At 46.9% G+C, this 24232-nt stretch carries 17 protein-coding genes and 1 pseudogene (1 of these 18 cut by a window edge); 5 read left to right on the top strand and 13 right to left on the bottom strand.

From position 1 onward, the window contains the following. The 5 genes and pseudogenes from F4X88_20420 to F4X88_20400 form a co-directional block, all read left to right on the top strand. Window positions 1–76: pseudogene (locus F4X88_20420) on the top strand (hypothetical protein) (it extends 1049 nt beyond the left edge of the window). Beyond that, window positions 40–1077 (top strand): hypothetical protein, encoded by a 1038-nt coding sequence (locus tag F4X88_20415; protein ID MYA58648.1) that lies wholly within the window; start codon window positions 40–42, stop codon window positions 1075–1077. The pseudogene F4X88_20420 and the gene F4X88_20415 overlap by 37 nt, the downstream one beginning before the upstream one ends. 5 nt (window positions 1078–1082) lie before the next feature. After that, window positions 1083–1967 (top strand): hypothetical protein, encoded by an 885-nt coding sequence (locus F4X88_20410; protein MYA58647.1) that lies wholly within the window; start codon window positions 1083–1085, stop codon window positions 1965–1967. Beyond that, window positions 1967–7399: a DEAD/DEAH box helicase gene (locus tag F4X88_20405; protein MYA58646.1), complete on the top strand. Its 5433-nt coding sequence runs from the start codon at window positions 1967–1969 to the stop codon at window positions 7397–7399. The genes F4X88_20410 and F4X88_20405 overlap by 1 nt, the downstream gene beginning before the upstream one ends. Before the next feature lies 1 nt (window position 7400). Further along, window positions 7401–8522 (top strand): PD-(D/E)XK nuclease family protein, encoded by a 1122-nt coding sequence (locus F4X88_20400; protein MYA58645.1) that lies wholly within the window; start codon window positions 7401–7403, stop codon window positions 8520–8522. A 246-nt stretch (window positions 8523–8768) separates the two neighbouring features. On the opposite strand, the gene F4X88_20395 is transcribed toward F4X88_20400, so the two are convergent. The 13 genes from F4X88_20395 to F4X88_20335 all read right to left on the bottom strand — a co-directional run bounded on the left by F4X88_20395 (window position 8769) and on the right by F4X88_20335 (window position 24068). Further along, window positions 8769–13925 (bottom strand): T9SS type A sorting domain-containing protein, encoded by a 5157-nt coding sequence (locus F4X88_20395; protein MYA58644.1) that lies wholly within the window; start codon window positions 13923–13925, stop codon window positions 8769–8771. Window positions 13926–14156: 231 nt separating this feature from the next. After that, on the bottom strand, window positions 14157–14750 hold the full coding sequence (locus F4X88_20390) for a hypothetical protein (protein MYA58643.1): 594 nt from the start codon (window positions 14748–14750) through the stop codon (window positions 14157–14159). Next, complete coding sequence (locus F4X88_20385) at window positions 14747–15034, bottom strand: ethanolamine utilization protein EutN (protein MYA58642.1); 288 nt, start codon at window positions 15032–15034, stop codon at window positions 14747–14749. Before F4X88_20385 ends, F4X88_20390 begins: the two co-directional genes overlap by 4 nt. A gap of 86 nt (window positions 15035–15120) precedes the next feature. Next, window positions 15121–15420, bottom strand: a complete 300-nt coding sequence (locus F4X88_20380) for an ethanolamine utilization protein EutN (GenBank protein ID MYA58641.1) — start codon at window positions 15418–15420, stop codon at window positions 15121–15123. 43 nt (window positions 15421–15463) lie between these two features. Then, window positions 15464–16885, bottom strand: a complete 1422-nt coding sequence (locus tag F4X88_20375) for a sigma-54-dependent Fis family transcriptional regulator (GenBank protein MYA58640.1) — start codon at window positions 16883–16885, stop codon at window positions 15464–15466. Window positions 16886–17108: 223 nt separating this feature from the next. Continuing rightward, a complete protein-coding gene (locus tag F4X88_20370; protein MYA58639.1) occupies window positions 17109–18680 on the bottom strand; it encodes a GAF domain-containing protein in 1572 nt (523 codons plus the stop codon). Window positions 18681–18777: 97 nt separating this feature from the next. Further along, window positions 18778–19398 (bottom strand): imidazole glycerol phosphate synthase subunit HisH, encoded by a 621-nt coding sequence (gene hisH / locus F4X88_20365; protein ID MYA58638.1) that lies wholly within the window; start codon window positions 19396–19398, stop codon window positions 18778–18780. A 102-nt stretch (window positions 19399–19500) separates the two neighbouring features. After that, window positions 19501–19977 (bottom strand): 6,7-dimethyl-8-ribityllumazine synthase, encoded by a 477-nt coding sequence (locus tag F4X88_20360; GenBank protein MYA58637.1) that lies wholly within the window; start codon window positions 19975–19977, stop codon window positions 19501–19503. A gap of 365 nt (window positions 19978–20342) precedes the next feature. Then, on the bottom strand, window positions 20343–21575 hold the full coding sequence (locus F4X88_20355; protein MYA58636.1) for a bifunctional 3,4-dihydroxy-2-butanone-4-phosphate synthase/GTP cyclohydrolase II: 1233 nt from the start codon (window positions 21573–21575) through the stop codon (window positions 20343–20345). 150 nt (window positions 21576–21725) lie between these two features. Further along, window positions 21726–22397 carry a riboflavin synthase gene (locus F4X88_20350; protein MYA58635.1) on the bottom strand — a complete coding sequence of 224 codons (672 nt, stop codon included), beginning with the start codon at window positions 22395–22397 and terminating at the stop codon, window positions 21726–21728. 1 nt (window position 22398) lies between these two features. Further along, the gene (ribD, locus tag F4X88_20345) at window positions 22399–23502 is read right to left on the bottom strand and encodes a bifunctional diaminohydroxyphosphoribosylaminopyrimidine deaminase/5-amino-6-(5-phosphoribosylamino)uracil reductase RibD (GenBank protein MYA58634.1); all 1104 of its coding nucleotides are present in this window, start codon (window positions 23500–23502) and stop codon (window positions 22399–22401) included. A 74-nt stretch (window positions 23503–23576) separates the two neighbouring features. Next, window positions 23577–23906 carry a redoxin domain-containing protein gene (locus tag F4X88_20340; GenBank protein MYA58633.1) on the bottom strand — a complete coding sequence of 110 codons (330 nt, stop codon included), beginning with the start codon at window positions 23904–23906 and terminating at the stop codon, window positions 23577–23579. An 18-nt stretch (window positions 23907–23924) separates the two neighbouring features. Further along, complete coding sequence (locus tag F4X88_20335) at window positions 23925–24068, bottom strand: redoxin domain-containing protein (protein ID MYA58632.1); 144 nt, start codon at window positions 24066–24068, stop codon at window positions 23925–23927. Window positions 24069–24232 lie beyond the last annotated feature (164 nt).

Below are 24232 nucleotides of genomic sequence, written 5' to 3'. Positions count from 1 at the left end.
CGAGATACGAATCAATTTGTTGAGGATCGGCTTGAGACAGTGCATAATGATATTTCCAAAATTCAATCTACATTAGAAGAACAAAATCAATCAGCAGTACCACGAATTGCTCATCGTGCCTCGGAAATTGGAGAAAATTACAGAAGTAATTTAAATGAAAGCACCGAACGCTACACAGACGAAAATGAGTATTTGGACGATTTCTACCATTGTCTACGAAGATTTGGTGTAACGGGTTCCGAAGATAAAGAAATGGCAGCGGCTATTCATATAGCGTTGAAAGCTTTTCCCGCGGTTGAAATTGCGGATGCGCGAATTATTAAAGTTTGGCGATTAATGTGCGATAACCATTTCTACGACACGACAATTAATGTAGAAATGGGATGGCTTGGATTACAAGATTGGTTTCCTGATCTTTTTGCCCGACAGTGTTTTGGAGAACAACTCGAACCGGTTGAACTTGAGTCATCAATTCGGAGAATGCTGGAATTTGGAAATATGCTATGGGTTATCTATTTCCGCTATTGTGATAGATCATTCCCAGACACTTATCTGCCAGGCTTTCTGGATTGGATCAGTGATTCTTGCCACAATGGTATTAGAACTTTGCTAATACGTTGTTCTGGAACCAATCGTTGCGAAACAAATGAGGGTTTTTATGAACGAATAGCGCGTTTGCCCAAACCCAAAAGTCAAGAACCTATTGAATCGCGTAATTTGAGACCTTCGAGGATTCCCCTTACATTATTCGAATGGCACGCTTGGTGTCAACCAGATCCTAACATTGACTCACAGTACGAAAGACCCTATGATTTTTTGGAAGAACTCAGATCAGTTATAGAAAATAGTGGCATGCAAATTCCAATAGAGATTCTTCGGGAAATTCGACATTACTTACAACTTTCGTATGAAATTATGGAACCAACCCGTGCTCTTGATTGGGCGTTGACTCTACGCCTTTTGCCATGGATTGGAAATCGACACAGACTGATTGATATAGTACAAAATCTTGTTGATAATCAAAAATCACCTCATTTTCAGGAAGGTTTACAAATAGCACGTGAGGCAGAAGCATGAACCGAGTGAAAACAAACGTTTTTGATGGATTACTTTATTATGTATCGCATATAGGAAAAGTAAGCTGGGAAGACTTCAAGCAAGCAATTAGGCGTTTGACAACAAAAGGTAACCCAGGTTTTAAAGCATCCACTTATCTTATATCCCTTGCCAGGTTGGGGCATCTTGATTATAATCCTATGAAGTTGTCTCATGTTGCCATCGCTCCGTCCGTTCTTGTGGAAACTGCGATAAAAAATCAATACATTCTCGTAGGTAGTCGGGGGCCATGTTTTCTTGATGAAGTTAAAAAGTGCGTCTCTGAAAACGGAGGAAAAGTCCAGCAAATTCCAGAAAAATATGGACCTATCACTGTCCTCCTCAGCGAATTGACAGAGGAAGCACTTTCGACTCTTGAAAGTTTGGGTATTCATATTAGTCGGGAATTCTCGGCGAAACTCTCACAGATACTACCACGTCCACGCCTCATGAATATCCAACCCGAATCATTTCTCTCCGCTAATTTGGAAAAGAAGTTTAATCCTGCTACATTGAATTATGAGCCAGTAGCTCCTACTAGAACAATCACCGATGGACTTTACCAAATCTCGAGATACGGACCATATGTTTACATTTTAAGATATGGAAGTCATCAACGAAGAGTGCCGCGGGATTGGGGGGAATGGTATGTGCTTGCCAGAACTCCTGGGCTGATTTCTTACCAAGAAGAATTTCAGATGTGGCGTGTCAAGAGAAAATTGATCCTCCCTCTACTTGTAGATCGGTGTGCAACCCTCTGTTCAGGCTTGTCCCCCAAATTAAGGAATGGATTCTATTGCTATAGGAATGTGCCGATAGGCATCGCATATCAATTAACAAAATCGCTATATCAAGACTGGGAGGTTGTTTGATGTCAGATCCCTTTGAAACTTATGAACTGCTTTGTGACTCTTATATCCGCTACATACAAACAATTATGGGATTCAATAGTGAGAAATTAGAGGAAGAGAGAGATAAGTTATTGCGCGAAAAAGGCTTACTGTTTCAAGAACCTCGTTTTGAGCCGATACTTCCGTATCCATCTTCAGACCAAACTTTATCAGAGTTGTGTAACAACCTACAACTACCTACCGAACTCGGTGCGTTTCTTGCAGCGGGAGGTAAAGACGGACTCGCACCAATACATCGTCCACTCTACAAGCATCAAGCAGAAGCCATTGAAACATCAGTTATTGAGGGTAAGGATGTCGTTGTCACAACTGGTACGGGTTCTGGAAAAACAGAATGCTTTTTGTTGCCAATTTTCAGTTATCTCATCAAGGAATCTATGGGTTGGGGTAGTTATGGTGAACGGAACCCAGAACATCCGTGGTGGATAACTCGTGAACGTTTGAGAGGCGCGCGTGTTCCGCAGCGTCAGGGTGAAAATCGCCCAGTTGCTGTCCGCGCGTTAATTTTGTATCCACTTAATGCGCTTGTTGAAGATCAACTCATGCGACTCCGGCGCGCTTGTGATAGCGATGAAGCGCGAGATTGGTTAAAACTTAATAGAGGTGATAACCGCTTCTACTTTGGGCGATATACCAGTTTAACTCCAGTACCAGGGGAGGAAAAGAATACAACCATTAGACGGCTCCAATCCCAACTTGAAAAACTACAGAGACAAGCCGAAAAAGCTAAAGAAACTGAGGAAACACGTTATTTCTTTCCGTCCACTGATCATGATGCTGCTGAGATGTGGTCGCGTTGGGATATGCAAGAACATCCACCTGATATTCTCATCACAAACTATTCTATGCTGAACATCATGCTCACCCGCGATTTGGAACAATCAATCTTTGAAAAAACCAAGGAATGGCTGGAGGAACCTGATAGTGTTTTCCATCTCGTTGTTGATGAATTGCATTCCTATCGCGGCACAGCGGGTTCAGAAGTAGCTTACTTGCTTCGGACACTGTTTAACCGTCTTGGTCTTGATCCTGATTCCTCTAAGTTACGTGTCATTGCATCAAGTGCATCCCTTGAAGGCGGCGAGGGGCGCGAATACCTTCGCCAATTTTTCGCACGAGGCAAAGACTTCGCAATTATCAGGGAACCCCGACAATGTGATAAAACTACTGAACTTGAGGAATGTCTCACATACGCAGAACAGTTTGAAACTTTTAATGAAAATGGTGAATGTAATAATAGGGGTGAGTACTCTCAATTAAGCGAAATTTCAAATGATATTATCAAATCTGCCGTAGCACAACTTTGCAACCGGGATGGGAAACTACATGCGTTAACAGTTGAAGAGATGTGCCAAACCGCACATAAGATCACCTCAGAATGTATTTCCGCAAATGCTATCCGTGGGCTAATTCGCTATCTAATCCAACAGGAAGATCCTGAGACAGGAAGAGCACTGTTGCCGCTTCGCGTGCATTATTTTTTTAAAAACTTTGAAGGATTATGGGCATGTAGTAATCCAAATTGCCGAGATGCGAACAACGAAATTCCTATCGGAAAATTATTCGCAAGCCGGCGTGTTTTATGTGATAAGTGTGGATCACGCGTGCTAGAATTGTTAACCTGTGAAACGTGTGGGGATATTTTCCTTGGAGGCTACAAGCAAAAAATATCAGAAGATGCTCAAGGTTGGTATATCAGCGGCGACTATCAAGACTTATCCGGTTTACCTGAAAAAGGGATTAGGGATCGGAATTACAATACCTATGCTATTTTTTGGCAGAAGATAAACCGCCCAGTTGAAAGAGATAGTTGGAGAAAAAATGATGTTAAGAGAGGGTGGGCGCCTGCCGCGTTTTCACCTTCTGACGGAACACTAATTCCAGATTCCTCATCTGATTCCAATGGTTATTACTATAAAATTGACAATCCAGAGGACTGGTGCTCAGAAATTCCAAAGTTTTGTCCCAATTGTGGTGATTCACGGGAATACAAATCAGAAAAAATTATCGTTAATGGTAAAGAACAAGCATATTCAACACTCCGAACCAGTAGGACGGGTTTACAAAAAATAATTCAAATTTTCACCCAAACCTTGCAAATGACTGTCAAAGAACAATCAGAGCGGAAAACCATTATCTTTTCTGATAGTCGGCAGGATGCAGCGAAATATGCTGTTGGAATTCAGTGGTCCCACTATCAGGATACGATTAGACTTATTGCCCTTGAAACAATGAAAAGGCAGGCGGAGGATAAGGATCTGGCAATCATTCGCAATCTTCAAAATCCACGCAGGATGTTTAGAGAAGCACTTCGCTGTCTCCACGAGAGATTTCCCGATCAACAAGAATTGCTATACTCAATTGAAGATGCTTTTTATGACCAAGAACCCTTGACATCCAACCAAGAGGACCTACTTACTGCTCTTGGGACCAACTATCCATTCACAGCTCTTCAGAATGACTGCTTTGATACTCTTATTAATCTCGGTATGAACCCTGGAGGTTACGGCAACAGAGTAGAAACCTCTCAGGTGGCCGGTAGACTGGGAACACCAATTAGGCATAATTGGGAATCGGTGTTCAATTGGGATGAAGATGCTGTATCAAGACGTCCACGACATTTACTGGAAAATCATCAAAACCAACTTGCGGAAAATATTGATGCTGAATTAAAAAGAATGATAACGGAACAACTCTTGTTCGCGCGAAGAGATATGGGATTGGAAGGGCTTGGACTCGCTTGGTGTGAACCGTATATTGATTCAGATAGATGGCAAATTGACGGAATTGATGTGTCTGAAATGATGTCCGCGGTTGTCCGGATCCTTGGTGAACGAAGATATACAAAGATTTATTATCCCTATACCGATCAAATGGAAACGCCAGCTTTTCTCCGAGATTACATCAGTAAATCGGCAGAACGAATTGGATATCCTGGTGATGAAGTTATCAGAGTAATTGAAGCACAGCAAGAGTCATCAGGGAGCTTTGAAAATAGTCTTATCCTTGTCGAAAAGCTCAATCTCCGACTTCCACAAAGTGATACGATCTTTCAATGTCCTCAATGTAGGCGCAAGCATCTTTACAAGGCGGGTGGGATTTGCACAAATACACAATGCTTAGAACGATTGGTAGAAATTGATAGAGAGGAAGATCCATTTAGAGAATTTGGCAATTATTACGCCAATCAAGCCAATTCAGATGTTCAGCCACACCGCTTCCATTGTGAAGAATTAACCGCACAGACAGATTCGGAGGAACGTCCGAAACGACAACGATGGTTCCAAGGAGTCATCCTTGACAATGAGAACCTCCGAACAGATGAAATAGATCTTCTTAGCGTGACAACGACAATGGAAGCCGGGGTCGATATCGGGGCACTATCTATAGTTATGATGGGTAATGTTCCCCCTCAACGTTTCAACTATCAACAGCGCGTGGGACGTGCGGGACGGCGCGGAGACCCAATAGCATACTCACTGACACTTTGCCGCCTGAGGACCCATGATGACCACTATTTTTCGCACACAAGTGAAATTACGAATACCCCACCGCCCTCACCATATCTGGATCTTCGGAGTTCGGATATTATCAGACGAGTATTGGCGAAGGAAGTTTTATTCCACGTGTTTCCAAAGTCCGAGATAGAAACCCCAAATGAAAGAAACGTCCACGGTGAGTTTGGAAAAGTCGCCGATTGGGTTGCTAATCGGAAGAAATTATCTGAATGGATCAAGACTCAACAAGGGCAGCTTCAACAAATCGTGCAGATGCTTATCCTGCAAACAGAATCAAATCTTCAAAATGGAACAGAAGATCTGATAGACTGGGTTACCAACAAACTCGAAACCAATATTAACGAGTGCGTCAAAAATCACAAACATAAAGGAGATGATTTAAGCCAAGTTCTTGCAGAATCAGGTTTACTACCAATGTTTGGATTCCCGACAGGTGTGCGTTTATTGTATCATGAAACGCCTCGTAATTCCAATTGGCCTCCAACATCAGGGGTTGTTGACCGGGACATTGAACTCGCTATTAGCCAATTTGCCCCAGGATCAGAAACTATAAAGGATAAGCGCATCCATACCTCAATAGGTCTTGTCTCGTACAAACGCGAACAAGGGAGAATAGTAAGCGATAGCGGTATTGCCTCTCAAAAAATAATAGGATTTTGTGATGATTGCAAAGCAATTTTTGAGGAAGCCAGTGAAAATGACAGTTACTGCGAAATTTGTGGTTCTGAAAAATACAAGCCAATTCGCGGAATTGAACCGAAGGGTTTCCTAACCAATTTTAGACCTGATGATGCCCATGAATCTTTCAATTGGACACCCCGTTCAACATATTCTCGCTTACCTTCGGACACACTTACAGATTTAAAACAGGAACATAATTTCTTGTGGGAAACAGCAGAAAAATTAAAGTTGCTTTCAATTAACACGAATAATGATCGGTTATTTACTCTGCAAAAAAAGCGAAACAGTGCAGCCCTTGTATCCGCTGCAGTTTGTCGTGAATTAGCCAATAAAAACGATAGTTATTCCTTTAATGAAACAAGCGATTTGGAAGAATATAAGCAAGAATCTGCACTTTACGCTGCTAAGACCACAGATGTTTTGTTAATTGAGATTAACGAGCTTCCAGTGGGTATTCTACCAAATCAGATGGGAGAATACTGGCGAGCTGCACTTTACTCCTTCGGATTCCTGTTCCGACAGTTTGTGGCAAGTAGACTGGATGTATCCCCTGAGGAGTTACGAATTGAAATTCGCCCCATACCTGTAGAAAAAGATGGAATTTATAAACAACAAGTTTTCATTGCCGATGCCTTAGCAAACGGTGCAGGTTACTGCCGTCATTTGGGTGAAGATACTAATGGTGAACTAAGGCTGCTCATATTTCTTCGTGATATGCTTAATCCCAATGATACTTTTGCAAAAGGTTTGATTGCACATGGAGATGATTGCGATTCGTCTTGTTACAACAAAGGTTGCATGCGGGACTATTCTAACATGCCTTATCACCCATTTCTCGACTGGCGGTTAGGACTTGATGTCGCAGAACTCTGTCTTAACGAAAACTATCAGATGGATCTTCGAAAAGACTATTGGTTTCCGCTCGTAGATTTGGTTGAAAAGAACCTTATAGAGTTACGTCCAAGTCTTGAGCGTAAGGATTACAATGGTGTGCCCGTCTTTGAGGATCGAACGCAACGAAGAGCATTCATTTTGCATCACCCACTTGCGTCAACTGGAGATTGGGCAGGGGAACACATCGCCTCTGTCATTGTTGATCTTGAGGACGCTGGATTTAAAGTAGGATATATTAACATTTTTGATGCTATTCGTAGGGTAAGTGTTGTAATGAATACATTGAATCAAACAGGATAATATGCAACTTCGATCCCTTCCAAAACTCCGATCAATCACCAAACTCTCCCCTACACTGTTTGCAACTTTAAAACAGTGTCCATTACGCGTAGGACTCCGACAAGCAAAAGCACAGCAAACGACCAGAAGTTCAAAGGCAGCATTGTTAGGCACAATCGCTCACCGAGTTTTAGAAAAAGCGAGTACGATGCATAGGAATAGTGATAATCTACAAACGCAAGCAAAAGCAACGTGGGATAAGACTGTGGATGAAGTGAAGAAAGAATTGCAGGCTTCACCTTTTGATAGGTGTTTGTTGCCAATCACAAGGTGGAAAAAATACTATTTGCTGCGAGCACGCACTATTCGCCGATGTGAGGAAATTGCATTAAATCATGGCATATCTGAAACACAGGTTATCGCAAGTGAACGTAAATTTGAAAGTGTTAGGTATGGATTCACTGGTAAACCTGATCTTATCCTCCGGCGAGCAAATGGTCTTGTGATTATTGACTACAAAAGTGGCGAGCTACCTAATGATCCGGAAAACAGGGAAGAGAAGATTGAATTATGGCAACAACAGATTTTATTTTCTGCAGCGATAATCAAGGAGACATCTGGAGAATTGCCGGTAAAAGGAGAAATCAGGCTGTTAAATAATGAGGTAATCCATATCCCAATTAATCTTCAAAAAGTGAAAACCCTTTCGGAAGAGGCTCAGGCGTTAAAGGAAAATTACAACACGAAAGTTGAGATGGGAGTGGCATATTCAGAATTGGCACAGTATTCTGTGGATGGTTGTGCCTTCTGTGAATTTAAAGGGGCTTGCAACACATTCTGGAAAGAGAATCCACAACCAATTCCTGGAACTGACGAATACGGATGTTTGAGTGGTCGAGTTTTAAAGGTTACAACTGGTAAAAGCAAAAACCGTTCCATAGTGATCAGATATCGGAAACTGGATGGAAGTTCACAGGAATGGCAGATTTTAAATCTATCAGCCGAGCAATTTGGAGATTTAGAAGAATTGAAACAAGGAACCCTTGTTCGATTGCTCAATTTTAAAATAGAATCTGATAAGTCCTACCGAGCAAAGCCAACTCAAAATTCCGTAATTTGGGAAGTTCCAGAGAGTTTTCTATAGACATACCGCTCCGCTGAAGCATAATCCGCGAAATCTGTCTAATCCGTGTAAATCCGCGATTCAGACAATTGACAAAATATTTACACTTGCGCATTTTAATTTGACAATCCCTGGCGCAGGCGGATATGAGGAACGCACGTCAAAGTTCAAACGCATGTGTTTTTGCGAATCAACGGTATGAAGGTTCTCCGTGTGGCATTCCCCGGGGTGTTTCTGCGTATTCCTCCGCAAGGTATAATTAGAAAATTATTTTCGTATGGCGATTTTTCCGACCTTTTGTTTCCGGACATCCCCTTTGCGAGCGGTAAATTTGTAGAGATAGACCCCATTCGCAAGCGGTGCGCCATCATCGTCGTAGCCGTCATAATGGTATTCATTGAAAGAGACAGACGCATCCAGTGTGTCGATAGCGATGATACGGCGACCCGTAATCGTGTAGATTTTCAGGCTGACCTCGTCCGCGCTTTCGGTGAGGTAGTAAGCGAAGTGGGTGCCGCTTCCCGGCACAAATGGATTCGGGAAGTTGGCGATATTTTTGATTTCAAATTCCCCGGCGACAGTCGCAGTGCGCTCCGTGTTTGAGATATTGCCGTTTGCGTCCTGTGCCTGCAACCGGATGCGGTATTCGCCCGGCTCCAAGACAGGGGTGTAGGTAATCAGGAGTAGATTGTTGTTCGTAGGTGATGCCGCAATCACATATTCATCTTGTGGCACGTTTTCACCGTTTTTGGTGAAAAGGATATTCTCCGGACGTGAATCGATCCCGTTTGCGTCCTCAATCCGTGCTGAGATGGTTGGTGTATCGGAGATATAGTCGCCATCGACGAAACCTTGGTGGTCGAAGGTCAACTCAAGTGCGGGTGGACGTGCGTCATTGTGGGAGAGCAACGCAAACGTCCCCGGCAGTTTAACCGCCGCAGAGATAGTGTCTTCACTCGTGGTTTCCTCGCCGACACGAATCCAATTTCCGTTGTCAACGTCGCGTTGATAGATATGGGCATCGCCCCCATTTGTCGGAAAGTCTTCTTTTTCGAAAGTGGCGGTTACTGTCAGGTCAGCATCGGTTTCCGACCTCGATGCCTCCACATCAAATTGATAGGCGCGTGCGGATGTTGAGAGGGTTTCCGCTGTGATATCGGGTTGGTTGGTAATGGTCAGTGCTTCTTCGCTATACGTCAGAACGGTACCTGTTTTCACACTGCCGGACGGAACAGTGATACGAAAGATACCATCTGGACTCTGGATGGGTTGATCGAGCACTTCGGGTGTCAGAATGATACGATTGCCCGAGAACCGTTTCGATGCCCAGTTATTCCTCTCCCGTTTTTCAATGATACTCCCTTTCGGGAGTTCAGCAGATGGCGGATCCACGTAGACCGTGACGAGATATTCACCGGGGGGCGGTTGCCACGGAACGCTGACGACCACTTGACTCCCCGGTAGAACTTCGGGAAGTATTTGGAGATCCCCGATCGGCGTAGCGTCTTGGAGCGTGGTGAGTATCGAGGCAACGCCGACGTTTGTATTGGGAATATCGGTGTTATCGTTCAACGCTTGGACAAAGAACTGGACGGGGACGTTTTGAACGGTTTGCCCCTCTATGTTTCGGATTTGGACTGAGAGCGTAAAGGGAGGTGTTGTATCCCATGTAAGGGTTTGATCCAACAGGAGGAGGTCAATGTCTATTTCCTCATATCCTACATCGTAAGTGATAAGCTCGGTTTGAAATGTGCGTCCACTTTTAACTTTGATCTCGGCGTAATAATCGATAATTTCCTGGGTAGAATAGCCAGGGATAGGTTGCTGACTCCTATAGGTTGCGCCCTTATGTGGCACAACGGGGATTGTAAAGAATTCGTGACCGTCCAAACTCCAATAGAGCGTCATTTGATCAATAGCATTTTCGTCGACGACTTCTACGTAAAGGTGCGTGGGTTGATTTAAGTCAACCGGAAAAGGTGTGAGGCGGACGTTCTTGACATACCGATCTAAGACCCTGTAGGTTGCATACCCCAAAGCCTCTTCATCCGTGCTCCATGCGTAAATCTGGACAGCCCCTTCATCAAAATCGGGGTCAGCGGGGACTCGTATTTCTGTGCTGACCTGTCCATTGGTGACAGAAACGATTTCGGGTTTCAGTTTTATATCTTTTGAAAGGGCGGTTTCCGTTGTCGGAACAACAATAATTTCGGCATCCCCATTAAAGGTCCTATCCGATAGCGTGCCGGAAACGGAGAGAAAAGTATCGCCTTGGGAGGCGTTTTGTCCGTGCTGTGGACGCATATCTGCGGTGACCTGTATCCGATTGCTCGGTATTTTCAAGTGTGCCGCTGGATCCCCGAAAAGCGTGAAGACTTCGGCGAGATCAAGGAATCTGGGGGCATTGATGAGGAACTGGGTTTTTGCGTGTCCGAGGATGGCACCGAAACTGTGTATCTGCTTGTTGAAGATAACGTCAAATATTTCGGCGTTCAGTATAAAGTCGCCATCTAACAATCCGATGCTGGTTGCGGCAATGACGGCAACGGCACCCCCGTTTTCCGAGCGCAGGAGTTCTTCAGCCAGACTGTTTTTATTCCCCTCAAACGCCCCTGTATAGCAGGTCATACTGATAACAAACGGGAGTTGTGAGATATTGGTTAAGTTCTGTTCGGGATCGGCAAAGTCGAGCATCCGACTCGATGCCCATCTACCCCCGCCACCGTGACCAATATAGTTCACTATACTGGCACCATCATTAAAGCCGTCGATAACCCGTCTACCGATAGGGGTCAGGGCAACGTCGTCCGTTAAAGTCGTTTCCCCTGTATGCGGGGCATAGATACGTTGGGTTTCATATCTGCTACTCAGTTGATTGTGGGTGATGAGTTGATCGGTTTGCCAGTGGAATCTGGAATCTGAACCTGCGAGCATAAGGAGCCGTTTGTGCCAAGAACCGACGGAAAAGGAAGTTTCATAGTTGATGGTGCGTTCGATGAATATGCGGAGATCGACGCGGTTATTCGCGGGCATTCTACCGATGAGCATGTCTGGAAAACTATCTTCCCCTCGAAATGTAACGAATTGATGGTCGGACCCACTGGAGCCATAGCCTGGGATTTGCACCTGCATCGTCGGTAGGAAATTCGGTTTATTTTTGATGTCGATATTTGTATCGCCTATGAGAAAGACATACGTCGGGGCAGGGGGCTGCCAATTGTGATAGGCGTAATCAAGGAATTCACGGATAGCGTTAGGATTGAGAATGCCGTGGTTAAATTCATCGTAGATGTCTTGGACATCAACAACTTTAGTGCGGAGCCCCTGTTGGGCACGATAGTCAGCCAGTGGCTGAACGTCCTGAATAAAGTGGTTATGTGTAATGATAATGTAGTCTGCGGCGTTGTGCGTGCTCCGCAGATCGGATGCGATATCCACCGAGATTTTCGGTTTTTGGAACTGGTTCGGGGTCAGTGCGATGTATTGGATCGTAGGATCGTTGGCGTCCTTCGGACGAATTTGGGTCGATCGGAAAAAGACCCTGTAAGTTCCAGGGATATCCTCGTCGACAAACGCGGACACACCTATGTAACGCGTGCCGTCGATGCCGTAAATTTCGATGTCTGGTGTGGAAAAGTTCATTAATTCGACCTCGAACCCTGAATTTACAGCACCCGTTTCGTCACGGAATGGGGTAATCGCAAAGGGTAGCACATCCGCTTTGGCTTTAAAATCTCGCCAGTAGTCGATTTGAAGCCAATTGAGCAGGATAATATCTATTGGGGCTTCAGGGGTCCCGGGGTTTGTAATTCGAATCGCGTTCCGTCCGTCATTCAGAAACGACTGCGGGATATTCTGATTCTGAATTTGGTATTCGGTTTCGCCATCCCAGCGGGCGTCCCCAAATTCAAATTTATCGTTTAGCCAAACCGTGCAGAGGTGTGGGGTGTTGGATCTCCCATGGAGGCTGATTCGGACGGTTGTCGGAAGCGCCGTCTCAGAGACACCCGGCAGCTGGAAGTTGAATGTTTTTAAGGCAGGCGCGGCGAGTTGAGACCAGAACCAACTATCATCTGGAAGCGGTGGCAGTTCTGTCAGGGTAAACTGACGTTGTAATAACCCTTGACTAAATTCCGTATATGTTTGGTTTGCTGCGAGGTTTACATTACGGAAACGCCTGAACTGTAGGTCCTTCTCGATATGGGCGCGTGTGAGAAACCACCGGTAAGTTTGCGCGTTATTTGATTTTGGGAGCGAAGTCTTCGTTGCCATTCGGAGCCCTGGTCCCGCGCCCCAGGAAAGCCAATAGATATTCTCGTCGGAATAGGGATCGATATAACTCTTTTCTCCGTGTTGGCGTTCCCCATAGAAGATGATTTCGTCTGTTGGGTCGAACCTTCTGTCGTCTTCGCCACGGACGAAAATCGGTATCTGTTTTCCTTTATTTGTTAGCGTCAATGTCCTGGGAACTATGGTCTCTAAACTCGCACCCGCAGCTGCGAGATCCCGTGCCGTAATGCTGTACATGCCAGAGTCGGTAACACTGATTCTATAACGAGGTCCTGTGAATGGAACGCTCGGTGCCGCAGGTGCTCGCTTAGCAGACGACATGCGGGGAGAACGCCATTTCATGGCACTCTGTGGGTTAACAAGCATATCAGCGAAAAATGCGTCATAAGCTGCGGATTCGGTATGTAAACCGATGGGTGTAGGCGATAACACACTGGATTGTGTGGACGTGCCGTAGGGGTTGGGTAACCCACTCTCTACGAATCGCACTTCTACCACGAGTCGGTGATAGAGCCTGACTTCACGACGGATAGGATTGTACTGAACAGGATTCAGTTGGATCGGGAGGACGCGGTTCTCTCGGATCCACCCGGCTTCTCTAATTTCTGCGAGACGCGCCGGGAAGAAACTATCCTTTTGTTCGCTTGGCGCAGGCGCGATTGCTTCTATCGGACGTGTGCTAAAATCCTTATCAATCACCCGCAATTGGAAATCGACATCAGGTGGGACGCTCATCAGCGTAGATTGCATGGGGAGGCGCAGCGTCCCGAATTCGGTAGTGAAGTTACATCCCGGAAAAGACAGGGTTGAGCCTGCAACATCAGCACTCTGTAAAGTGCTACCTAATTGATCAATCGATTCCGCTCCAACACCGTTATTCTCGAAAAGAAAATCGGATTTGGGGACGATGAGTTGGACGGTTACACTTTGCGCGGTACTGCTGACCAATTCAATCTCTCTTCGGGTTTTGGCACTGTTACGTGTTGAAGCACGGGGACTTTGGTTTCTTAAGGAAATGGGTGCTGCAGCTGCACTCCCCAAAATATACGGTTCTGAGTGCGGGGGGCGCAGGGGAGAGGGATTCAAACAAAGGAAGAGTGCTATGAATAGGAGTGCTATGGAACGAATTTGCATTTTTTTAGTTATTAATTTCCCAGGCACTATTAGAAGGATTGTCAGTTACAGGAGGGAAGTGCTAAACGAAGACCTCTTAACCGAAACTATTTTGTAGTGTTTGTTGTCAGTTGTTTCGTTTTTCTTTAAAATAGTTTTCGGTTACAAGGGACCTTCGTTAAACGAGGACCCCTTAACCGAAAACCGAAGATGGAAAGCCCGCGCAGCAGGCGAACCGATACCTATTAGCACTTACTTGTTCTGAGCGAGGTGATAGACCTCAATCTCTCGAATTTGGGCGATTGCGGGTTGCATGACACGATAGTGTGGATAGTATTGACCCACGAGGGTCGTCCGACGGTCAACAATTTTGTCCCCCGGTTCGGCTACGATTTTATTGACAATGACATCATCAACAGTTCGGGTAACGGCGACGCGAATCATCTTCGTCTGGAAGTTCAATCTATCAAAGACGAATTCGGGTTGCGCCCGTTCGTCGCCGATATTGCGTCGCTGGATGACTGTATGAAACGTCTCCCATTCACCGGTTTCAGGGTTCAGGTAGTCCATCTCGAATCGGAAGAGGTTACTGTTGTGAATAATGATTTTTCGGACCGGATGGACTTCGGCGAATCTGATGATGAAATTTCGTTCATTGCGCGCTGGGAGTGTTGCCAAAGTTTCCAGATTTCCATCGTTCATACCGGGGTGGTTCGCTTCGGTGCCGTAGGCGGCACTCGCTATATTTTCGCTGTATTGTGTGGATAACACCTGCGCAACCCGACACGCATTGAGGTGTAAACAGCTCACGACAAGACAGCAGATGGTTAGCGTTATGCGTCTCATGTTGATTCCTCCTGAAGGGTTATATCGACCCGATCGACAATCCCCATGACGAGTTCCCGGATAGGTGCGTCTTCAATGCCGAATACCTCTTGTGCGACACCGGGACCTGCGCCGACTATCACTGTGTCGCCTTCGCCAGCACCGACGTAGTCAACAGCAATCGTGGGCGTGCGAACGAGTTCGGATCTGACGCTCAAGGGTTGGATGAGCAGCAGTGTGCGATTTTCGTATGCAGGATGTTTAACGATAGAAACGACTTTTCCGATTACTTTGGCTATATACATTTTTTATTAGGGTTACCGTGATTTCTGTGATTTCTGTGATTTACCATGATGACACGTATCCCCAATCATGATAAATCCAATGCTCATCATTCAGACTTTTCACTGCTATTCTTTGTGTCGACCAGCGAAATCGAATCGACGATACCAACGATGGCAACATCGACGGGCATCCGCTTACCGGGGATGACACTTACGGCATCACCACCGGTGACATAGTAGACGGTTTCGCCGACGCCTGCGTCGTGCAGTGTGTCCACAGCAACGAGCGGTTCGGAAATGGGGGTTTGTTTCTCGTCTAAGGGTTGCACGATGAGGAGACGTGAGCCGCCTAAACTCGGATCTTTTCGAGTTGCAACGATGGTTCCAATCACTCTTCCTAAATCCATTTTTTAATTATTCCTTGCGGTTCGGTGAGACGGGTTAACGAAACTATGAGACGAGATTGTACTCAATAAGTTTTGTATGGAGCGTATTCCGGTTAATGCCGAGGATGTCTGACGCTTTACTCCGATTTCCTTTGGTATGCTCAAGTACGATTTTAAAGAGCGGTTTCTCAAAGATCGCTCGGACTTCAGCATAAAGCTCCTCTGGCGGTGTTTCGGATTCCATACAGTGTTGAATATGCGTTTGAAGCAAATTGTAAATTTGTGTGTCAAGATTTCCCAGCTCACTGGTGGGGATCGATTTTTCGAGTATCGGATCGAAATGCTCAGGCAATAACATTTGTCCTGAACACATCACGAGTGCTCGCTTGATGGCATTCTCTAATTCGCGCACGTTCCCGGGCCACTCATGCGCTGTCAGCAGTTTCGCAAGTTCCGCAGAGATACCGATTTTGGGGAGTTGGTATTCTTCGACGAACCGACGGATGAACAGATCTATGAGTTCCGGAATGTCCTCTTTTCGTTCTCGCAGCGGTGGCAGAGAAATGGGAATGACGTTGAGCCGATAGTAGAGGTCCTCCCTGAAAGTTTTCTGCTCAATCGCGGTTTCAAGTCGTCGGTTGGTCGCGGCGATAATTCTGACATCCACCGCGTGGGTCTCGGTCCCCCCCATCGGTTCGACCTCTCGTTCTTGGAGGACCCGCAACAATTTCATCTGAACTTCAATCGGCAATTCACCGATTTCATCAAGGAAGATCGTCCCGCTGTCTGCCTGTTGGAATTTCCCTTTCCTTGCGGTATGGGCATCGGTATACGCCCCTTTGACGTGTCCAAAGAGCGCGCTTTCGATGAGACTTGACGGCATGGCACCGCAATCCACGACGACGAATGGATTGTCGGCTCGGTCACTGTTTTGATGGATGAGTTGGGCAACAAGTTCTTTACCGGTTCCACTTTCACCTAAAACGAGGACGGTTTCGCCGCTCACTGCGGCGCGTCCAATTTTATGATAAACCTCCTGCATTGCTGGGCTCTGACCGACCATCCGTCCCTGTCCGTCAACATCAATGGAAGGCGTGGATGTCTTGACGTTTTTCGTTTGGTTACTGGCATCGGCAGCGCGCGACACGAGGTCCAGCAATTGCCGCTGATCGATCGGTTTTGTGAGGTATCCATAGGCGCGTTGCTTTGCGGCGTCGATAGCTGTCTGGGTTGTCCCATGGGCAGTGATGATAATAACAGACGCGGTGTTATTGTAACCCTGAATGTCTTCGATGAGTTCAATTCCGTTGGCATCCCCTAACCAAATATCGAGCAGAATGACATCAACATTCGTTTCCTTGATACAGGCAAGCGTTTCTGCGCCATTTCGGGCTTTGAGGGTCTCATAGCCGGCTCTCTGAAGCGTCGCGGCGAGTATTTGTCGGAGGCTGTCGTCGTCGTCAGCGATAAGCACAACATTTTTCATATTTTAATTATTCCTTGCGGTTCGGTCAGGCGGGTTTGCTCAATGAAGTGCCTTTCCATATATCCGTTCTCCATTTCATTACGAACTCCGCACTTTAGTTGACCTCAGATATTTAATTATTCCTTGCGGTTCGGTCAGGCGGGTTTGCTCAATGAAGTGCCTCTCCGTATATCCGTTCTCCATTTCATTTGCATTACGCGTGAGTAAAAACATCAATAAATTGTTAATGGACAGGGAGGGATATAACAAACGCTGTGCCGACTTCAAGGTTCGCATCGACTTCAATGCCGCCTCGGTGTTCAGCGAGAATTTTTTGGCTGATGTAGAGTCCCAACCCTGTCCCTTTCTGTTTAGTGGTATAAAACGGATCGAACAACATCGGTATGTCTTCAAGTGGAATCCCGGGTCCATCATCTTGGATGCGGACACGCACGATTTCCGTTTCTGGCGTGTATTCCGTCTGAATTGTCAAAGTTCCATTTGTGTCCATTGCCTCTATAGCATTATAGAATAGATTCAGAAGCACCTGCGTGATTCCGTCCTCATTGACATTGACCTCTGGACAGTCGCTGTATTGTGTGATAACTGTCGTGGCGCAGAGTTCCAACTCGGGTCGGCAGATAGCCAAACCGTTCTCAAGGAGTTGATGGATATCGCTCTGTTTCGCGACTTCCATTGTGGGTTTGCTGAAAGCGAGTAATTGTTCAATGAATCGGTTCAGCCTGTCCACCTCTTTTATAATGATTCCTGTGTATTCCTTAATCTCATTTTGTGAGAGTTGGAGGTCTTCAGAATAGGTGTCGCCGGGCGCGCCAAACTCTACATCGCTGTGTTGCAGGAGTTGTGTGCCGAGTCGGATGCTCCCTAAAGGATTTCGGACCTCGTGTGCGATGGTTCGGACCAACCGTCCCAAGGTTGCCATCCGTTCGGATTCAACGAGGGCATCAATTGTCTGTTGGATTTTGACACGCTGTGCGATAATAGAGGCGATAATCGTCAAGAGCCGCCGATCATCCTCTGCGGAAAAATCATCTGAGGCTTTGTCGATCGTCAATATCCCGATAACGTTTTCTTCCACGATAATCGGGATGCACCAGAAGGCAATTACGTCTTTGGATTCAACACGTTCCGGCTCAAAGAGTTTAATGGAACTCCGTGGACTTCGGGTTTGTGGAACGCCTATCGCTTTTCCTGATGCGAGCACCTGTTTCTGGATGTCTTCTATCTGATTGTCAGTGCCGCGTTTCATCTCTGCGGGTGTAAGTCCTAAAACGACTTCTGTGGAAGTAACGACTTTCCCGTTTTCATAGAGATGCAAAGCCCCGCGGTAGATACCGAGTCGTTTGGATAAAATTTCAATGATACGCTCGAAAAGTCCCTCCAGATCCAGGTTTGTGTTCGCCGATTGGCTTACCTCAAAAAGTGTAGAGATGTCCCGGACCTGTTTCTCCAAATTCGCGTTGACGCTGTTTATTTCCTCTATCTGTTCGACCCGACTCCGCCTCTGGGTTTGCAAATGCCGAATAATGCGGATAACCCCATAGGCAACAAACGGATAGAGCAGTGCTATAATAATACTTTCCGTATGCTTCGGATAACGGAAAACGTAAATCCAATTGGCTACCGTCGTAATCCCGAACAAAATGTTCTGCCCGCGCGGTCTCGTATAAAGCACTGACAGAACGATCACGCCATAGTAGCAGTGGCTTACCGCCGGATAGTACTCCGATATCTGGAACAGATGCGCACTGACGTTGATGAGAAGCACAAAGACTGCGAGAAAGAACGTTAGCATTTTTTAATTTATTGCTCCTGGGCACCGCTCCACTACGTTACGCGGTCGCATCTGGAAAAATGAAACATTAAACCAGAACCTTAGCCAGCAACAACCGTTAAAGCTTCAGAAAGTTATTAAGCATCTTTAGCCCGACACGCCCACTCTTTTCGAGGTGGAACTGTGTTGCAATGAGATTATCGTGGGCAATCGCGCTACAGAATTCAAGCCCATACTTCGTCTTTCCGATGACGATATCCGCTGACGCTGGCTCAGGATAGTAGGAATTGACGAAATAGAAGTGTGCCGGATTCGGAACCCCGTCAAAGATCGCGTGCGGTTTTGTCTGATACACCTCGTTCCAACCGATTTGTGGAACCTTGAGTGTTTCGGTGTGTGTGCCTGTATCTGTCGGTGGATATTTCTTCACACGTCCCGGTAGGAGGTTTAAACATTCGGCATCCTCTTCCTCGCTGTGTTCAAAGAGGATTTGGATACCGATGCAGATACCGAGCATAGGTTTTCCGGTCCGAAAGAAGTCTGCGAGGACCTGGTTCAATCCGCGTTTCTGTAAGGTTTGCATCGTGGCTTTTGCGGCACCGACACCGGGGAAAATCACGCGTTCTGCAGTAAGTATTTTTTCTGCGGCAGATGTAATTTCGTTTTTATACCCGAGGTGTGTCAAGGCTCTGGCAACACTCGTAAGGTTACCGGCTTCGTAATCTATAATCGCAATCATGTTTTTAACTATGGGCCTCTGAGCTGCCCTCCTCTACAAACATTCCACCCCTATGGGGTTGAAAAAAGAATTGCTTTTGAGCACCCCAGTGGGATGCCATGTCTATAGGATTTTGTCGATCGTTTTATAAAGATTCGCGGTTTCAATTCCTGCGATAGCGGCTTCGGACCCCTTGTTTCCTGCCTTGATACCGGCGCGCTCCAAGGCTTGTTCTATCGTATCTGTGGTGATGACACCGTAGATAACAGGGATATTCACGCTGGACGATATGTTCGCGATTCCCTTCGCGCTTTCGGCGGCAACATAATCAAAATGTGGGGTCGCCCCTCGGATCACTGCACCGAGACAGAGGACGGCGTCATAGCGTTTGCTCGCCGCGAGACGTTTGGCTATTCCCGGAATTTCAAAGGCACCGGGGGTCCAGAAAATATCGACAGTGTCCAGATCAACACCGTGCCGTTTTAGGGCATCTAACGCCCCGGCAAGGAGTTTTTCGGTGACGAAACTATTGAATCGGCTGACGACGATACCGAACGTGAGCCCTTCACCGAGGAGATGTCCTTCATAAACGTTTGGCATTTTTTAATTGATTGCTCCTGGGCTGCGCTTTGTACGGGCTGGGAATGTAATACATTGTCCCGCAAGTCCACACGTTGTCCTCGGATGCCACACGCGCATCCGTTCTGGCACTACGGAAATGTAATACATTGTCCCGCAAGTCCACACGCGACTTGCGCTACGGATTTAGTCTATCCGTAGACTAAATCCAGTCTATTCCCAGATTGAATTTCCCAGACCCTACGCGTTTCGCGCAGATTTTTGGTTAATTTTCGATTGTACGGGCGAGGTGACCTCGCCCCTACGGTGGGGATCCGTCCGCGATTTTTAATTGGGTTATGCTTCCCTAATTTTCCGTGTCGTTTGCTGCTGATGGCTCCCAATAACTACTCCTCATGTAGGAGGAGGTGGCCGAGTTTGGAACGCTTTGTTTCTAAATATCGACGGTTAAATGCATTCGGTGTGGTTTGCAACGGGATACGCTCGACGATTTCAAGTCCGTGTCCTGACAATCCTGTAACTTTTCGCGGGTTGTTGGTCATGAGTCGCATCTTTTGAACGCCTAAATCCGCTAATATCTGGGCACCGATGCCGTAATCTCGCAAATCTGCGGGAAATCCAAGATGTTCATTCGCCTCGACGGTATCTAATCCATCGTTGTCTTGTAACTGATATGCCCTGAGTTTCCCTTTGAGTCCCATGCCTCTGCCCTCTTGTCGCATATAGACGAGGACCCCTCTGCCTTCCTTCTCAATGGTTTTAAGTGCGATTCCGAGTTGTGCGCCGCAATCGCATCTCAGGGAGCCGAAGACATCCCCCGTGAGACATTGTGAATGCACACGGACTAAGATTGGCATCGGATCGGTCAGATCTCCTTTTGTGAGTGCCAAGTGCGTTTTATCCCCCTCAACGGTTTCACCTACTGTATCCGTGCTTTCGTAGGCGTAGAGTTTGAATTTGCCGTGTTCGGTGGGTATATTAGCGGTTGCGACGCGTCGAATCAGTGTTTCCGTTTCACGTCGGTATGCGATGAGGTCGGCGATCGTGATGATTTTGAGTTGATGTTGCGCGGCGAACTTCATGAGTTCAGGCACGCGTGCCATGCTGCCGTCTTCATTGAGTATCTCACAGAGCACCCCTGCTGGGTAGAGTCCTGCCATTCGCGCTAAATCAACGGTGGCTTCGGTGTGCCCCGCGCGCCGGAGGACCCCTCCGGGTTTTGCTTCCAACGGAAAGATGTGTCCGGGACGCACGAAATCTGAGGGGACAGCGTCAGCATCAACAAATTTCTGGATGGTATAGGCGCGTTCTTGGGCGGAGATGCCGGTCGTCACCTCCTTCGCGTCAATCGTGACCGTAAAAGCGGTCTGCATTTGCGCGGTGTTGGATGTCACCATCGGGTAAAGTTCAAGTTCATCAAGGCGTTCTGAACAGGTCGGTAAACATATCAAGCCTCGACCGTATTTCGCCATGAAATTGATCTGCTCCGGTGTCACCTTTTCCGCCGCCATGATGAGGTCGCCTTCGTTTTCACGGTCGGGTTCATCAACGACAATAATCATTTCGCCATTTTGGATGGCAGCGAGTGCTTCAGGAATGGTATTAAATGTATTTGGCATCTTTTAAATTATGCGCCAAGCGTTAGATGACGCCTCATGTGAGTTTATGGTTTCGCGAGGCTAACTGAAAACTGAAAGGTTTTTCGTAGAAAAACCCGGTGAATGCCACACGGAGAACCTTCATACCGTTGATTCACCGGCCACTGACACCTATTCAATATAACCGTGTTTCGCTAAAAAGTTCAAATCAAGGGTTTCGGAAGCGGACTGTTTAACCCACTCCTTCTTATCCTCGGTGTTCTTTAGCAGCGTTTCAAGATAACGCGCGACGATGTCGACTTCGAGGTTAACCTTAGCACCGTTCCGTTTCGTTCCGAAGGTCGTAACATCCTTTGTGTGTGGAATCAGCGTGACTTCAAAGGCATCTGCGAGCAGATTTGATACAGTTAGACTGACTCCGTCGATTGTGATGGAACCTTTGTATGCGATGTATGGTTTCGTCGTGCGACTCATTGTAACCTGCATCACAGAGGCATCCCCCTCATCTTTCCACGAGCGAATTGTCGCCACCTCATCAACGTGCCCAAGGACGAGATGCCCCCCTAATCTATCGCTGAGCCGAAGGGGACGCTCTAAATTGACCTGCTCTCCTATCTTCCGTTCACCCAAGGTCGTGCGGCGCAAGGTCTCCGCGGATACATCCACAGTAAACGTTTCGGATGTGAGGAAACGGATTGTCAGACAGGCACCGTCAACGGAGATACTGTCCCCGACTTTTGCATCACTGAGGACGTCGGTCGCTTGAATTTCAAGGGTAGCCCCTTGCGGTTTAACCTGAATGCTTCTAATCGTTCCGAGTTCTTCGACGATTCCGGTGAACATGCTATAGATACCCTTCAATTAGAAAGTCGTGTTCAGCAATCGGTGTGACACTCACGCGCCGGAGGTGCGCTGCATCGGTCAAATTGCGAATTCCCACACCCCCGATTGGTCCAGGCGCGTCCTGCCCACCGATGAGTTTGGGGGCAATGAAACACATCACTTTGTCTACAATACCCGCTGCGAGTGCTGAGGCATTGACTTCGCTACCTCCTTCTATTAGGACGCTTGTTATTTCACGTTTCCCCAATATCTCCATCAAACTTCTGAAGCAGACGCGGTCTCCGTGCGCCGCTGGAACGGTGATTACCGCCGCGCCAGCCTTTTCGAGGGCATCCACATTTTCAGAGGGTGCCCCTGGCGTTACTGCCACGATAACTCCGGATTCGCTTTCGGTATTGAAGATGCGCGCCTCTGGCGGCGTTATCCCGTGCGAATCTAACACAATTCGGGTTGCGTCCTGTCCGTCTCTGTTCCGAAGTCGCGTCGTCAGTGCAGGATTATCACGTGTAACTGTGCCTCTCCCAACGAGAATCGCGTCTACTGCGTCCCGAACTTCATGCCCCCGCTGCCGTGATGCCTCAGACGTAATCCATTGCGATTCTCCAGAAGTGGTAGCGATCTTTCCATCGAGGCTCATAGCGGTTTTGAGAATCACAAACGGCTTACCGGTTTGAATGTATTTCCGATGGACCTCATTTAGGTCTGATGCGTCCTGTCTGCAGATACCTACATGGACATCTATCCCCGCATCTTGGAGTTGTTGAACGCCCTTGCCAGCAACCCTCGGATTCGGATCGACATCCGCGATATAGACCTGCACAACCGCTGCCCGGATGAGTGCTTCTGTGCACGGGGGTGTCCGCCCCCAATGGCAACACGGCTCAAGATTTACGTAAAGCGTCGCACCTTTAGCATCCGCGCCTGCTGCATTCAGCGCATGGACTTCAGCGTGTGGCGTTCCTGCTTTCCGGTGGTACCCTTCACCGATAACCTTTCCGTTTTTTACAATGACCGCGCCGACGAGAGGGTTGGGACTTGTGCGTCCTTTTGCCCGCCGTGCTAAATCCAGCGCACGTTGCATAAAGGCTATGTGTGTTTCATCCATGGCGATGCGTTATCTACACCCGAAAGTCCGTTTTTTAAATTATATCACATTTTGATGAGAAGTCAAAATCATTTTTATAATTCTGCGATCTCTTTCAGGGATTCAAGGATTTCTATCTGTTTCGGGAGGTCAAATTGATGTGAGCCGATATACATATATCTAATAATCCCTGTCTTGTCAATAATAAATGTCGCCGGACGCGCGATATTGTAAGCCTCTAAACTGAGCCAGTGATAGACCCCATAACTTTTGATAACGTCCCGTGTTTTGTCCACCAGTAGTGGGAACGTAATGCCATTTTTATCGGCATAGCCTCGGAGTTCACGGGGCCACTGCCCCGCAATGGCGAGTGGGATGCCCGCATACCTGGCGTAGCCTTCAACGTTTTCTTGCACTGCCGCCAACTGGCGACGGCTGTTCGGTCACCATGTCCCTCGGAAAAAGGTGAGGATAACGTGGTGTGTTCCTTGATACGTTTCAAGCGATACCTCTCCACGTTGATGCGATGGGAGTGTGAATAACGGGGCAGTATCGCCGATGTTGAGAACCTTGTTTCTGCGTGGCATGGGGGCACTCTATCAGAAAATGCGGTGAATGTCAAGTCTTTAGTTACGGTCAGCGGTTTCGTTTAGAAAAGATAAAGGCAAGAACGGGGTGTTCTTGCCTTTGGATGTAATAACGTGAGTTTGATAATTAATTTCTGAATTTTTTGAAGAAAGAGAACCCTTTT

It is taken from the genome of Candidatus Poribacteria bacterium, from assembly GCA_009839745.1.
In the GTDB taxonomy this organism is placed as follows: domain Bacteria; phylum Poribacteria; class WGA-4E; order WGA-4E; family WGA-3G; genus WGA-3G.
Note: the sequence above shows the minus strand (reverse complement) of the source record. Positions and strands in the feature narration are given on the sequence as shown.